Genomic DNA, 13,714 nt, shown 5'->3' with positions numbered 1-13,714 from the left:
GTGGCCGGCGGAGGGCGAAGCTTCGCCGGGGGGTCGGGCACGGTGAGACTACCTGGTCATCGGGTCAGTTCCCGGTCGGCGCCATCTGCTCGGTCGACGGAGTAGGCGTCGTATCCGTCATAGCCGTCGTAGTCGCCGTAGTCGTCCGCGTCGTCGAGGTCCTCGGGGACGAGGCTCCAGACGATGAGGTCGGTGCGGGTGTCGGTCCAGCTGCCGTCGGCCGACTGCGTACGCACTATCCAGGCATTGCGCAGGACCCCCTCGCTGATGCAGCCGATCTTCTGCGCCACCTGCTGGGAGGCGGTGTTGTCGGCGGGGGTGCGCAGTTCGAGGCGTTCGAAGCCCTGGTCGCGGAAGAGCCATCGGGTGACGGCGAGGACGGACTCGCTGGCGTAGCCCTCGCCGCGGGCCCAGGGGGCGGTGACGTAGCCGACCTCGGTGGCGCGGGTGCGCCAGTTGGTGTTCTGGAGGTGGACGATGCCGACGAGGCGCTGGGTGAGGAACTCGGTGACGGCGAAGACGATGCCGCGGCCCCCGGTGCGCTCCGCGTGCGCGAGGCGGGTGGCCCAGGCGTGGGCGTCGGCCCGCGTGTAGGGGTGCGGGACGGAGGTCCAGGCGGTGACGCCCTCGTCGTTCATCATCTCGGTGAGCGCGGTGACGTCCTCTTCCTCGAAGGGGCGCAGCACCAGCCGGTCCGTGCTGATGGTGACGTCCGGGAAGGTGGTAGTCATGCGCAGCTCCATGCCTGAGACCGTGGTGCGGGACCGTTTGTGCGGGTCGTAGGCCACAGCATGCAGCATCGGCCCGGGGAAGTGCAGGGCCGGGGCTGCCCGGAAGCGGGCAGAGCTCGGCCCCGCGCGCCGACAGGAGCGTGCGGGGCCGAAATGCCTGACGGCCTGGCTCAGGAGGCGGGGGTACCGAAGGCCGGGATGACCGAGCCCTGATACTTCTCCTCGATGAACTTCTTGACGTCGTCGGAGTTCAGGAGCTTGGCCAGCTTCTGGATCCGCGGGTCGTCCTGGTTGCCGTCCTTGACCGCGAGGAAGTTGGCGTAGGGGTTGCCCTCGGCCTTCTCCAGGATCAGGGCGTCCTCGGCGGGCGACAGGTTGGCCTCGATGGCGTAGTTGCCGTTGATGACGGCGGCGTCCACGTCGTTCAGGGCGCGCGGGACCGTGGCGGCCTCCAGCTCCTTGAACTCCAGGCCCTTCTTGTCGGTGATGTCGGACAGCTTGGCGCCGGTGCCGACACCCTCCTTGAGGGTGATCAGGTTGTTGGCGGCGAGCAGCTGGAGCGCGCGGCCCTCGTTGGTGGTGTCGTTGGGGACGGCGATGGTCTGGCCGGCCTTGATGTCCGCGAGGGTCTTGACCTTCTTGGAGTAGAGGCCGAGGGGCTCCAGGTGCACGTTCACGACGGGCACGATGGTGGTGCCGTTCTTCTTGTTGAAGTCGTCGAGGTACGGCTTGTGCTGGAAGTAGTTGCCGTCGACCTGGCCCTGCTGGGTGGCGGTGTTCGGCAGGACGTAGTCCGTGAACTCCTTGACCTCCAGCTTGAGGCCTTCCTTCGCCGCGAGCTTGTCCTTGACGAAGTTCAGGATGTCGGCGTGCGGGCTCGGGGAGGCCGCGATGACGAGCGGCTTGCTCTCGTCGGTCTTGCCGCCGTCGGCCTTGGTGGAGGACGGGTCCGAGGAGCTGCCGCAGGCGGTCAGGCCGAGCGCGAGCGCGGTGGCGGTGGCGGCGAGGGCGGTGAGCTTGATGTTCTTACGCACGAAGAGTGCCTTTCTTGCATTTCTGGATGGTGGCCCAAGCACGACAAGTGCGGGCTTTGTGAGGGGTGGGGTCTTGTCAGCCCGGGCTGGTTCAGGCTGTCCGGCCGCGGCGGGCCAGCAGGCGGACCACGCCGTCGCCGATCAGCTGGATCACCGTGACGATGGCGATCAGGACGACGACGGTGGCGACCATGAATCCGGTCTCGAAGCGCTGGAAGCCGTAGGTGATGGCCTTGGAGCCGAGGCCTTCGCCGCCGACGGCGCCGGCCATGGCCGAGTAGCCGACCAGGGTGATCACGGTGGTGGTGACACCGGCGACCAGCGAGGGCAGGGCCTGCGGCAGCAGCACCTTGCCGACCAGGGTGGGGACGCCTCCGCCCATGGACTCGACGGCCTCGATCAGGCCGTGGTCCACCTCGCGGACGGCGGTCTCGACGAGCCGGGCGAAGAAGGGGACGGCGCCGATGGCGAGCGGGACGATCATGGCGGTGGGGCCGATGAAGGTGCCCACGACCGCCGTGGTGACCGGGATCAGGAAGATCAGCAGGATGATGAACGGCAGCGAGCGGCCTATGTTCACGATCACGCCCAGCACCTTGTTGAGCGGCTGGTTCTGCAGGAGGCCGCCCTTGTCGGTGAGGACCAGGAGGATGCCGATGGGCAGTCCGCCCAGCACGGTCACCAGGGTGGACCACAGCACCATGTAGAGGGTGTCGTAGGTGCCCTGGCTGAGCAGGGGCTGCATCTCGGACCAGGTCACTTCGCACCATCCTTGACCAGCGAGGCCAGTTCGTTGTCGATCGCGTCGGCCTTGTCGCCCGTGTCCTCCTCGTCGACGATGTCGACCTGGAGGCCCTGCTCGCGCAGGAAGCCGACGGGTACGACGTTGTCCTCGAAGCGGCCGGGCAGCTCGATGCGCATGCGGCCGATCTGGCGTCCGGCGACGGTGTCCATCGCGGCGCCGAGGATCGAGATGTCGATGTTGTACGTGCGCGACAGCTGCGAGATGACCGGCTGGGCGGCGGCTTCGCCGTGGAAGGTGACGTCGACGACCGTGCGGTCGGGGCCGGTGGCGGCGCCGGTGACGGGGAAGAGCTCGCCCGCGAGCTCGGAGCCGGGGGTGGCGAGCAGCTCGGCGACGGTGCCGGACTCGACGATCCTGCCGCGCTTCATCAGGGCGGCCGAGTCGCAGACGGACTTGACCACGTCCATCTCGTGCGTGATGAGCAGCACGGTGAGGCCGAGCTGCTGGTTGAGGTCGCGCAGCAGCTGGAGGATGGAGCGGGTGGTCTCGGGGTCCAGGGCGCTGGTGGCCTCGTCGGACAGCAGCACCTTGGGGTCGCCGGCCAGGGCGCGGGCGATGCCGACGCGCTGCTTCTGGCCGCCGGAGAGCTGGGCGGGGTAGGCCTTGGCCTTGTCGGCGAGGCCGACGAGGTCGAGGAGTTCCAGAGCCTTGCGGGAGCGCTCGCGGCCGGAGACGCCGAGGATCTCCAGGGGCAGCTCGATGTTGCCCTGGACGGTGCGCGAGGACAGCAGGTTGAAGTGCTGGAAGACCATGCCGATGCGGCTGCGGGCCTGGCGCAGTTCCTTGCCGGCGCGGCGGCCGCGGCCCGCGAGCGCGGTGAGGTCGACGCCGTCGACGCTCACGGTGCCCGTGGTGGGGCGCTCGAGCAGGTTCACGCAGCGGATCAGGGAGGACTTGCCGGCGCCGCTCTGGCCGATGACTCCGTAGACCTCGCCCTCGCGGACGTGGAGGTCCACGCCGTCCAGGGCGGTGACCTCGCGGCCACGGGACTGGTAGACCTTCGTGAGGCCCGATGTGGTGATCACAGGATTTCCGTCGCTGTCGAGTGCACGGCGCTGCGGGTGCCGTGCACGGGGCAAACATCTGGGGACGCGCGATACGGGTCTTACCGTCACAAAGGGATGGTGTCGACGCGTGCGCGGGGCAGGAGCGGTCCGGGGAGGCACGGACGGGCTCGGCCGGTCTCGCTTCGGGGCGCGAGGCGTGCGGAAGGGGCCCTCAGAAGGCGCGCATTCGACACATACAACGAGCACCGGGCGTCATCGTCGCCTCGGTCGCAAGGGTGCGGCTGCTCGTCGTGGTCATGGGCCCCAGTAAACCAGACATGTCGCTTCACCGATCAACGATGTCCGAATAGCGGACGGAAAGCGGCCGCATACCGGACAAGACCGGTCGGCGTCAGCCATCCGTCCCGATGGTCAGACCCTCGGCGCTGACCTGCACCGACACGGCCGAGAGGTCCCGTACGACCACGTCCGCGTCGAGCTCGGCGGCCGGGTGCGTTGTGGTCAAGGCCACGGTTCGCATGCCGGCCGCGCGACCCGCCGCCAGACCGGCCGGAGCGTCCTCGAAGACCACGCAGCGCGCCGGGTCCACACCCAGGCGCCGGGCGGCCAGGAGGAAGGGCTCGGGGTCGGGCTTGCCCCGGGTGATGTCCTCGGCGGCCACCAGCTCGGGGAAGTCGATGCCGGCCTCGCGCAGCCGGGCCTCGGCCAGGGTGCGGGTGGCGGAGGTGACCACGGCCCAGCGGCCGGCGGGCAGCGCGGAGAGCAGGTCCTTGGTGCCGGGGAGCAGCACCACCCCGCCCGCCACGTCCTCGACCTCCAGGTTCTCGATCCGGGCGAGGGCGTCGGCCCGCGCACCGGCGGGCAGCAGCTCGGCGATGATCTCCGCGGCGGGCCGGCCGTGCAGTTCGACGCGGGCGAAGTCCTCCGCGGCTATCGCGTATTCACGGGCCCACCGGGTCCAGCAGCGGTGCACCGACTCCATGGAGGAGACGAGCGTGCCGTCGTTGTCGAACAGGAGGGCTTCGGCGTGGAGGTTCATGCTTCCAGCAAAGCGCCCGCGCAGGGGTGCGCGCATCGGGTCTTTCGGCCCGTAATACCCTCGCTGCATGCTCGACGCCCTGACGGTCGCCATCGGCGTGGCCGCACTCGCCCTCGCCGCCTGGTGCGGCCACGCCGCATGGCGGGACCAGCCGACCAAGGACTGGCACTTCATCGGCATGGCCGTGGTGACGGTGCTGGTCCTGGCCCAGCTGGTGATCGGCCTGGTCAAGCTGGCCCGGGGCGAGAAGCCCGACGAGGGCGCGGTGATCTTCGTGGCGTACCTGCTGGGCGCCTTCGCGGCGGTACCGGCCGCCGGCATGCTCTCGCTGACCGAGCGGACCAAGTGGGGTTCGGTGACGGTGGCCGCGGGCGCGGTCGTCCTCGCCGTCCTCGAAGTACGGCTCTACGACATCTGGGGAACCACCGGTGCCTGACACGACGACCGCCACACCCGCCGGGCGCACACGGCTCGTCTCCGGGCCGGGGCTGCTCCTGGTGTGGCTGTACGGGGTGATGGTGGTCGGCGCGGTGTCGCGGTCGGCCTACCAGATCTCCACCGAGTTCGACCGGGCGCCGCTGGCGTACGCGCTGTCCGCCGCGGCGGCCCTGGCCTACGCGTTCATCACGTACTCGCTGGTGCGCGGCGGGGAGACGGCCCGCAAGGCGGCGCTGGTGTGCTGCGCCGCCGAGCTGGCCGGCGTCCTGGCCGTCGGCACGTGGACGCTGGTGCGGCCCGACTCCTTCCCCGACGCCACGGTGTGGTCGCAGTTCGGGATGGGCTACCTGTTCATCCCGGTGATCCTGCCGATCACCGGGATGCTCTGGCTCCGCAAGAAGCGCTAGCCGGCGCCGGGCGCCGACCGCGGGGCGCCGTCAGGCGCTGACCGCGAAGTCGGTGGCGTCCTTGGCTTCCTTCTCCAGGATCACCAGCTGCACGCCGTCCGAGGCCGTGCGGCCGCCGACCTTCGTGTAGCCCGCCTTGCGGTAGAGCCGCAGGTTGGACTCGCTCTTGTGCCCGGTGTGCAGGCGGAAGCGGGTGGTCGCGCCGTGCCCCGCGAGGGCCTCCTCGACGGCGCGCAGCAGGCGGGCGCCGAGACCGTGGCCCTGCAGCCGCGGGTGGACGCACAGCTTGGCGATCTTCCCGGTGCCGTCCCCGTCGACGCTGCCGCGCACGGTGCCGACGACCTCGTCGCCGAGCCGGGCCACCAGCACGGTGTCCGCCGCCAGCTCCGCCTTGAGGGAGTCCAGGGACTGGGTGAGCGGCTGGATGAGGTAGTTGCCGTAGAGCTCGGCCTCGCGCTGGAAGGCCAGGTACTGCAGTTTGAAGATCTGCTCAGCGTCCTCGGCAGCCGCCGCCGAAATGGTCACGCTCATGCCCATGTGCGCATGCCTCCCGCTCACCTGGTAGCCCGTTGGTCTACCGCTCCTTTCCCCGCAGGCCAGGAGCCGCAACCTCTGCAGCCAGCATTCTGCGCAGACATCCCAGGCAACGGGAACGGACGGGCCCCAAACTTCCTTGTGAGATACCCAACTCTCCTGCGATTTCACGGTAAGTGAGGTCTCTGGGCGAAAGAAGTGCCTTCATGAGCTCCGGACAGCGTCCGGGCAATCGGGCGACCGCCGATCGGAGCGCCCGGTTGTCCTCGCCGTTGAGGAGCGCCTCTTCCGGCACGCCGCCCGCGTCCGCGGGGGCGGTGGCGGCCGCGCGGTGCCGGCGGCGGCCGTCACCGGAGTGGTGGCCGTGCTCGTCCGCGCAGGGGTGGCGGTGGTCGTCCGCGGCGTGCGGGCGGTCGTCATACGGGATCTCCCGCCGGGCCCGCCTCCTGGCGAGCCGGGCCTCGGCGCGCACCGCCCGGCGCAGCCAGCGTGCGCGGCCGGTGGGGTCGGGGTCGCGCGGGCCGCTCTCCAGCAGCCTGACCCAGACGGCTTGTTCCAGGTCGGCCGCCTCGACTCCGGTGCCCGGAGCCTCCGCCGCCGCTTCGGCGGAGAGCAGCGGGCCGAGCTTCTCAAAGAGGTCAGCCTTCAGCAGGTCCATGCCGGGCGGGACGAGCGGTGCGCGCCCGGCGGTTTCCCCGCCGGGCGGCTCCCACTCGTTCGGGGAGCTCCGGTCAGCGGTTGACGGGGCGGCGGCCCGGGCGGAAGGCCTCCGCCGCGAGGAGTCCGGTGTCCGGGTTGTCCGTGAAGATCCCGTCGATGCCCTGCTCGAAGTACGTACGGAACGCGGCGAAGGCGTCTCCGTACGCGGCCGGGTCCGTGCCCTTGCGGAAGTCGGCCGGCAGGAAGCTGTTCTCGTTCCGCGCGGTGTAGGGGTGCAGCAGCAGTCCCTGGGCGTGGGCGTCCTTGACCAGGGTGGTCGGGGCGCCGAGCCGGCCGGCGGCGTCGCGCGGGATGACCAGGTCCATGGTCGGGCCGATGCCCTGGGCGAAGCCGGCGATCCACCTCAGGCCCTCGGGCTTGACCAGGTCCGCGACCGTGCGCGGGTCCTTGGCCTGCTCGAAGTCCCAGGGGCGGGTGCCCGCCGCGGAGAGCAGGACCACGCGGGGCGCCGAGACCAGCCGGGAGAGCCGCTGGATGCTGGAGGGCTCGAAGGACTGGAGGAAGACCGCCGAGTCGCGGCGGTCGCGCCCGTACCGGCGCAGCAGCTTGGCCAGCGGCTCCTCAAGGCCGAGGCCGAGCGCCCGGAAGTGGCTGGGGTGCTTGGTCTCCACGTGCAGCCAGACCTGCTTGTCACGGCGCCGGCTCTCGCGGTTGGCCCAGCGCAGCACCTCCTCGAAGGTGGGCACCCCCCACTGGCCGTCGTAGAGGGTGTTGCGCTGCCGGACGGCGGGGATGCGTTCCTTCGCGCGCAGCGTCTTCAGCTCGGCGAGCGTGAAGTCCTCGGTGAACCAGCCGGTGACGAGGACCCCGTCGACGGACTTGGTGGTCCGGCGCGCCGCGAACTCCGGGTGGTCGGCGACGTCGGTGGTGCCGCCGATCTCGTTCTCGTGGCGGCACACCAGATGGCCGTCCTTGGTGGGGACGAGGTCCTGCTCGATGACGTCGGCGCCCATGTCGAGCGCGAGCTGGTAGGAGCCGAGCGTGTGCTCGGGCCGGTAGCCGCTCGCTCCGCGGTGGCCGATCACCGTCGGGTACGGCAGGTCCCGGAAGCCGCCCTCGCCGTGCCCGCCGCCCGCGGCGGCGGCGGAGGCCGGTCCCGCCGCGAGCCCGGTGATGCCGGTGCCCGCTGCCAGTACGGCCGCGCCGAGGACCGTGCGCCGTGCTGCCCCACCCTGTGTCATGAGTGCCACTCCCCATCGCGAAAAACGCCCGAATCGGCGTGCCGATCGTAGGCGGGGAGGGGTTTCCGGCGAGGGTGTCCCGTCGGAACACGGCGGAAACGTGCGTCAACACTGCGTATCCGACTCGTGAACCCGATGTGCGATCAGAGCTGACCCACGAGTATCGTCCTCACCTGCACTACCGCCGCGTGGTGGGTGCGAGAACCGCTTTTCGATGCCGGAGGGCCCACGTTGTTCCGTACGCGCCTCATCAAAGCCACTGTCGGACCGGTCATGCGCCTGATGTTCCGCACCCGTGTGGAGGGCATCGAGAACATCCCGGGCACCGGGCCGGTGATTCTGGCGGGTAACCACCTCACGTTCATCGACTCCATGATCCTTCCGCTGGTGTGCGACCGCACGGTCCACTTCATCGGCAAGGACGAGTACGTGACGGGCAAGGGGATCAAGGGCCGCGCCATGGCCTGGTTCTTCACCGGCTCCGGCATGATCCCCGTCGACCGCGACGGGGCGAACGGCGGGGTCGCGGCCCTGATGACCGGCCGCCGGATCCTCGAAGAGGGCAAGATCTTCGGCATCTACCCGGAGGGCACCCGCTCCCCCGACGGCCGGCTCTACCGCGGCCGTACCGGGATCGCCCGCCTGACCCTGATGACGGGTGCCCCCGTGGTTCCGTTCGCGATGATCGGCACCGACAAGCTCCAGCCCGGCGGCGCCGGGATGCCGCGCCCGGGCCGGGTCACCGTGCGCTTCGGCGAGCCGATGGAGTTCTCCCGCTACGAGGGCATGGACCGCGACCGGTACGTGCTGCGCGCGGTCACCGACTCGGTGATGGCCGAGGTCATGCGCCTGTCGGGCCAGGAGTACGTGGACATGTACGCGACCAAGGCGAAGGCGGCCTGAGCCCGCTTCACTGCCGCTGGAGTGAGCGGCTGACGCCCGCCGCCGTGGTGGTGGCGAGGATCCAGCCGGTCACGATCAGCAGGTACGACAGCCACTGGTACCAGCCGCTCGGCGCGTAGGCGGACTCCTGCCCGAAGCTGATGATGGGCACCAGCAGGTCGATCGTGTAGAACACCGCGTTGAAGTCCGGGGCCTCGCCCGCCTTCAGGGGCCGCGGCGGCTCCAGGCCGTAGGCGACCGCCCCCGTCAGCAGCAGGGCCAGCAGCCAGCCGACCGCCCGCAGCGGCCGGAAGCCGTAGCCGACGGTGACGTCCTGGAGCTTGCCCCACAGCCGGGCGTGCCGGGGCAGGGTGCGGCGGTGCCTGCGCAGCTTGGCGAGCTGGACGGTCCGCGCGCCGGCCTCGTCGCCCGCCGTACGGTAGGCCGCGGCGAGCTGTTCGTAGGCGTACGGGAGGTAGCCGGACTCCTCGCGCTCCAGGGCGGGCAGCCGCTGCTCGGCGGGCAGGTGCGGGGAGAGGGTGCGGTAGGTCAGGCCGTCGATGCGGATCTGGTCGGGCCAGGTCTCGCTCGGCATGTGCAGGATGTCGAACTGGGAGCGCCGCAGGTTCACCGTGCCCTGGACGGTCTCGCAGGACCGCAGCCACACCTCGCCGACCACGCAGCTGGAGGCGCGCAGGGCGACCCCGCCGGGGTTGACGAAGCGGGCGTAGCCGAACTGGAGCTGGCCCGGTATGCGGGATCCGGTGAGGTTGACCCGGCCGTGGGCCTCCATCCGCAGGGCCCTCAGGTCGGTGCCGACGGACAGGTTCTCGGCGTGCAGGGCGGTGGAGCCGGGGGCGAGCAGGCGGGCGTCGTCGAGGTTGACCTGGCCGCCGACGGTGGCGCCGTTGAGGCGGGTCTGGCCGTGGACGGTGAGTCCGAAGGCGATCACGTCGGTGCCGATGTCGGCGTGGTTGACCTGGAGCGGCGCCTCCTCGCCCGCCGCGGCCCCCTCGCCGCCCCCGGGTGTCCCGAGGACCGCCTTCTGCAGGAAGAGGCCGCCGGCTATCCGGGCGCCGGAGAGCCGTACCGGCCCGCTGATCCGCGTGCAGGGCAGGCGCAGCGCGACGTCGATGGTGACGGAGGTGGCGGTGAGGCCGGGCAGGACCGAGTCGCTCAGGACAAGGGCCCGCAGCCGTGCCCCGTAGATCAGGGGCTTGCGCTCGAACCAGCAGCCGCGCAGCCGGATCGCGTGCTCGACCACGGCGTACTTGAGGTTGAGCTTCCCGGTGATCCTGACGCCACGGAGGTTGAGGCCCGCGACCAGGCCGCGGGCGCTGGACCCGTTCAGCAGCAGGTCGGTGAGCACCTCGGCCCGCACGGTCCGCTCCGGGCCCCAGGCGTGGCCGCCGGCGGCGTCCTCGTCGGGCTCCGCCCGGAAGTCGACCCGCTCGCCGCGCGGGAAGGCGTCCCAGATGCGGCGCTCGGCGGGGGTGAGCTCGTTGATCTCCATCGCCGGGATGGTGTCCCGCGGCCCGACGGACTGTCAACTCGGCCGGGGACAGCATCCTTTGGGGGGTGTCAGTGCTCGACGCCGTCCTGGAGCCGCTGGCCCTTCAGCAGGAACCAGGCGGCCGCGGCGGTGGCCAGCAGGACGGCCGCGCCCACTCCGGAGGCCAGCCGCAGGCCGTCCGTGAAGGCCTCCTGGGCCGCTCCCACCAGGTGTCCGGCGGTCTGCGGGTCCAGCCCCTTGGCGGCCTCGACGGCCCCGCCGAGGGATTCGTGCGCGGCGTCGGCGACGGGCCCGGCGACCGAGGCGGGGGCGGTGAAGCCCTGGTAGACGCCGGTCACGATGGAGCCGAGCAGGGCGATGCCGAGGGCGGCGCCGAGTTCGTACGCCGTCTCGGAGACGGCCGAGGCCGAGCCGGCCTGCTCCTTGGGCACGCTGGAGAGGATCACGTCGGCGGTGACGGTGAAGGAGAAGCCGGCGCCGAGGCCGACGAGGAGCAGGGCCGCGCCGAGCAGCGGGTAGCCGGTCTCCTTGTGGATCACGGTGAGCACGGCGAGGGCCAGGCCGATCGCGGCCAGTCCGCCGGCGACGACGGAGCGCACCGAGTAGCGGCGGGCGTACCGGCCCGCGACCAGGCCGGTGACCACCGCGCCGATGGCGGCGGGCAGTTCGGCCAGGCCCGCCTCCAGCGGGTCGCGGCCCTGGACGAGCTGGAGGAACTGGGAGAGGAAGAAGACCAGTCCGGAGAGCCCGAAGACGGTGAGCAGGTCGGCCAGGACCGCGCCGGAGAAGCCGCGGTGCTGGAAGAGCCGCATGTCCAGCAGCGGGGACGGCAGGCTGAACTGGCGGCGGACGAAGGCGTGGAGGCTGGCGGCGCCGATGACGGCGGCGGCCCAGACGCCCCAGGTCATGCCGTGGGTGGCGACCTCCTTGACGGCGTAGACGACGCTGATGACGCCGACGAGGGAGAGGCCGACGCTGAACAGGTCCCAGGGGCCGGCGACCGGGTTCTTGGACTCGGGCAGCAGCTTGATCCCGACGACGACCAGGACGATCATCACGGGGAGGTTGATGAGGAAGACCGAGCCCCAGTAGAAGTGCTGGAGCAGGGCTCCGCCGACGACCGGGCCGACGGCCGCGCCGGCCGAGGCGGTGGCGCCCCAGATGCCGATGGCGAGGCTGCGCTCCCTGGGGTCGTGGAAGATGTTGCGGATCAGGGCGAGGGTGGACGGCATCAGGGTGGCGCCGGCCACGCCGAGCAGGGCCCGGGCGACGATCATCATCTCGGGGCTGGTCGCGTAGGCGTTGAGGACGGAGACGGCGCCGAAGGCGGTGGCTCCGACCAGCAGCAGCTTCTTGCGGCCTATCCGGTCGCCGAGGGAGCCCATGGAGACGAGCAGTCCGGCGATGACGAAGGAGTAGATGTCGCCGATCCACAGCAGCTGGGTGCCGGACGGCTTGAGGTCCTCGCTGAGGGAGGGCGTGGCCAGGCCGAGTACGGTGGCGTCCACCGCGACCAGCAGTACGGCCAGGACGAGCACGGAGAGCGCGAGCCAGCGCCCGGGGCTCTTGGCCTCCGTCCCCTTCGTCAGGCTCGACTGCACGGTTCCGGTCATTTCTCCACACTCCGTCGTGCGCCACCGAGTAGCAGCTCGATGATCATGTACTGAAAGTCCTTGGCGGCGACCCGGCCGTCCATGACGGCCCAGGCACAGGTGCCGATGAGGCCGTAGAGGGCCTCGGTGAGCCAGGCGGGGCTCAGATCGATCCGGATGTCGCCCTCGGCCTGGCCGCGCCGGAAGAGCGCGCCGACGCGGGCGTCGAGGCGGGACCAGCCCTCGTTGACCTGGTCGCCCTCGAAGAGCTGGTTCTCGGTGACGAGGAAGGCCAGCAGCGGGGCGTTGGGCTCGGCCTCGGCGACGAGCCGCTTCAGGGCGTCCACGGCCGTGCCCTCGTCGAGGCGGGCGTTGTCGAAGGCCACCTCGAACTCCCGGATGCCGAGTTCCTCGAGGGCCCGCACGAGGGCGTCACGCCCGGCGAAGTGCCGGTGCAGGGTCGCGCGCCCGATGCCTGCGGCGCGGGCGACCTCGTCCATCGTGGCGGTCGATTTGCGGGAAAGCAGGGCCGCCGCGTCGCGGAGCACCTGGTCACGATCCATGGCCATGAGACAAGCATACCCCGAATGAGACGCAACTGTCTCATTGGATCGAAAGGCGGGGTCCTGCGCGCATCAACCTGCTGACCGATGTCGGCGGCGCGCCGGACCCGTACGCCACCCAGCCACCCAGCCGCTGAGCCCGAGCCGCTGAGCCGCTGAGCCGCTGAGCCGCCCCGAGGGCTACCCCTTCCGGACAGCGCTGATGCGGCGGGTCGACGAGCGGATTGGGCTGGCCCCGGCGGACTTCGACGCGCTGCGCGGGTGGGCGGCGTAGGGGTCAGGTGAGGGTCGAGGCCAGCAGGCGGGCGGTCTTCTCGACCAGCTCGTCGTCCCTGGGGCCGGCCGGCGAGCCCGGCTTGGTCGTCAGGACCGCCATCACGATCGGGGCGCGGTCCGGCGGCCACACCACGCCGACGTCGTTGGCCACCCCGTACTCGCTCCCCCCGCCGGTCTTGTCCGCCAGGATCCAGTCCGCCGGCAGGCCGGCCTTGAACCGTGCGGTGTTCGTCGTGTTGGCGACCAGCCAGCCGGTCAGCAGCCCGCGGTCCCGGGACGGCAGCGCGTCGCCGAGGAGCAGGCGCGCGTAGGTCCCCCCGACGGCCCGGGGGCTGGTGGTGTCGGTGATCCGGCCGGGCTCCGCCGAGTTCAGTTCGGGTTCCCAGCGGTCCAGCCGGGTGGTGCGGTCCCCGAGCGAGCGGCTGAACCGGGTGATCGCCTCGGGGCCGCCCAGGGCCTCGAGGAGCAGGTTGGCCGCGGCGTTGTCGCTGAGGCTGACGGCGGCGGAGCACAGGGCCTCGACCGTCATCCCGTCGGCCAGGTTCGCGGGCTTGCCGGTCTCCGGGCCGTACCCCGACTTCTCGACGTACTCCCGCGTGTACCGGATCCGCCGGGCGAGGAACTCGCCGTCCTCGTCGAGGTCGCGCAGCACGGCCGCGGCGGCGAGCCCCTTGAAGACCGAGCACATCGGGAACCGCTCGTCCGCGCGGTGGGCCACCGTCCGGCCCGTGGCCGTGTCGCGGGCGAACACGCCCAGCCGGGCGGAGTGCTCCCGCTCCAGCTCCCGCAGCCGCCGGGCCACCGCGGCCGCCGGCTCCGCGGCGTGCGCCGGGCCGCCGGCGGCCGCGGCCAGGCCGGTGAACAGCACGGTCCCCGTGCCGAGGGCCAGCAGTGCGCGCCGGGACGGGCCGGCTCCTGGGGTATCCACCATCGTCTCCTCGTCTCCGATATCAGGACACCGTCCGACACGCTCCGTGCGGGCCGGACGGTTC

The 13,714-nt window shown here is 71.4% G+C and carries 15 protein-coding genes; 3 read left to right on the top strand and 12 right to left on the bottom strand.

Going from position 1 to position 13,714, the window contains the following annotated elements:
• Window positions 1–56: 56 nt before the first annotated feature.
• The 5 genes from AB0D66_RS07020 to AB0D66_RS07000 all read right to left on the bottom strand — a co-directional run bounded on the left by AB0D66_RS07020 (window position 57) and on the right by AB0D66_RS07000 (window position 4,616).
• A complete protein-coding gene (locus AB0D66_RS07020; RefSeq protein ID WP_362297826.1) occupies window positions 57–731 on the bottom strand; it encodes a GNAT family N-acetyltransferase in 675 nt (224 codons plus the stop codon).
• A 170-nt stretch (window positions 732–901) separates the two neighbouring features.
• Window positions 902–1,765 (bottom strand): MetQ/NlpA family ABC transporter substrate-binding protein, encoded by an 864-nt coding sequence (locus tag AB0D66_RS07015; RefSeq protein WP_362297823.1) that lies wholly within the window; start codon window positions 1,763–1,765, stop codon window positions 902–904.
• Window positions 1,766–1,856: 91 nt separating this feature from the next.
• Window positions 1,857–2,525: a methionine ABC transporter permease gene (locus AB0D66_RS07010; protein WP_362297821.1), complete on the bottom strand. Its 669-nt coding sequence runs from the start codon at window positions 2,523–2,525 to the stop codon at window positions 1,857–1,859.
• Window positions 2,522–3,595: an ATP-binding cassette domain-containing protein gene (locus AB0D66_RS07005; protein WP_362297818.1), complete on the bottom strand. Its 1,074-nt coding sequence runs from the start codon at window positions 3,593–3,595 to the stop codon at window positions 2,522–2,524. Before AB0D66_RS07005 ends, AB0D66_RS07010 begins: the two co-directional genes overlap by 4 nt.
• Before the next feature lie 373 nt (window positions 3,596–3,968).
• Window positions 3,969–4,616, bottom strand: coding sequence for an HAD-IA family hydrolase (locus tag AB0D66_RS07000; RefSeq protein ID WP_362297815.1), 648 nt, complete (start codon window positions 4,614–4,616; stop codon window positions 3,969–3,971).
• 67 nt (window positions 4,617–4,683) lie between these two features.
• Here AB0D66_RS07000 and AB0D66_RS06995 point away from each other — a divergent pair, with 67 nt between their 5' ends.
• On the top strand, window positions 4,684–5,052 hold the full coding sequence (locus AB0D66_RS06995; protein WP_362297812.1) for a hypothetical protein: 369 nt from the start codon (window positions 4,684–4,686) through the stop codon (window positions 5,050–5,052).
• A complete protein-coding gene (locus AB0D66_RS06990) occupies window positions 5,045–5,461 on the top strand; it encodes a hypothetical protein (RefSeq protein WP_362297809.1) in 417 nt (138 codons plus the stop codon). The genes AB0D66_RS06995 and AB0D66_RS06990 overlap by 8 nt, the downstream gene beginning before the upstream one ends.
• Window positions 5,462–5,491: 30 nt before the next feature.
• Here AB0D66_RS06990 and AB0D66_RS06985 read toward each other — a convergent pair whose 3' ends face one another.
• From AB0D66_RS06985 to AB0D66_RS06975, 3 genes are all read right to left on the bottom strand, one after another.
• Window positions 5,492–5,998: a GNAT family N-acetyltransferase gene (locus AB0D66_RS06985; RefSeq protein WP_362297806.1), complete on the bottom strand. Its 507-nt coding sequence runs from the start codon at window positions 5,996–5,998 to the stop codon at window positions 5,492–5,494.
• Window positions 5,999–6,035: 37 nt separating this feature from the next.
• Window positions 6,036–6,653 (bottom strand): sigma-70 family RNA polymerase sigma factor, encoded by a 618-nt coding sequence (locus tag AB0D66_RS06980; RefSeq protein WP_362297803.1) that lies wholly within the window; start codon window positions 6,651–6,653, stop codon window positions 6,036–6,038.
• 73 nt (window positions 6,654–6,726) lie between these two features.
• Window positions 6,727–7,896 carry a glycerophosphodiester phosphodiesterase gene (locus AB0D66_RS06975; protein WP_362297800.1) on the bottom strand — a complete coding sequence of 390 codons (1,170 nt, stop codon included), beginning with the start codon at window positions 7,894–7,896 and terminating at the stop codon, window positions 6,727–6,729.
• 273 nt (window positions 7,897–8,169) lie between these two features.
• Between AB0D66_RS06975 and AB0D66_RS06970 the strand changes: the two genes are divergently transcribed.
• On the top strand, window positions 8,170–8,799 hold the full coding sequence (locus AB0D66_RS06970; RefSeq protein WP_362297797.1) for a lysophospholipid acyltransferase family protein: 630 nt from the start codon (window positions 8,170–8,172) through the stop codon (window positions 8,797–8,799).
• Window positions 8,800–8,806: 7 nt separating this feature from the next.
• On the opposite strand, the gene AB0D66_RS06965 is transcribed toward AB0D66_RS06970, so the two are convergent.
• The 4 genes from AB0D66_RS06965 to bla all read right to left on the bottom strand — a co-directional run bounded on the left by AB0D66_RS06965 (window position 8,807) and on the right by bla (window position 13,653).
• Window positions 8,807–10,291, bottom strand: coding sequence for a membrane-associated oxidoreductase (locus AB0D66_RS06965; RefSeq protein WP_362297794.1), 1,485 nt, complete (start codon window positions 10,289–10,291; stop codon window positions 8,807–8,809).
• A 68-nt stretch (window positions 10,292–10,359) separates the two neighbouring features.
• Window positions 10,360–11,904, bottom strand: coding sequence for an MFS transporter (locus AB0D66_RS06960; RefSeq protein ID WP_362297791.1), 1,545 nt, complete (start codon window positions 11,902–11,904; stop codon window positions 10,360–10,362).
• On the bottom strand, window positions 11,901–12,452 hold the full coding sequence (locus tag AB0D66_RS06955) for a helix-turn-helix domain-containing protein (protein ID WP_361760922.1): 552 nt from the start codon (window positions 12,450–12,452) through the stop codon (window positions 11,901–11,903). The genes AB0D66_RS06960 and AB0D66_RS06955 overlap by 4 nt, the downstream gene beginning before the upstream one ends.
• Before the next feature lie 271 nt (window positions 12,453–12,723).
• Entirely contained in the window at window positions 12,724–13,653 is a 930-nt protein-coding gene (gene bla, locus AB0D66_RS06950) for a class A beta-lactamase (RefSeq protein ID WP_362297788.1), read from the bottom strand.
• Between the last annotated feature and the right edge of the window lie 61 nt (window positions 13,654–13,714).

The organism is Streptomyces sp. NPDC048270, assembly GCF_040652335.1.
In the GTDB taxonomy this organism is placed as follows: Bacteria; Actinomycetota; Actinomycetes; order Streptomycetales; family Streptomycetaceae; genus Streptomyces.
Note: the sequence above shows the minus strand (reverse complement) of the source record. Positions and strands in the feature narration are given on the sequence as shown.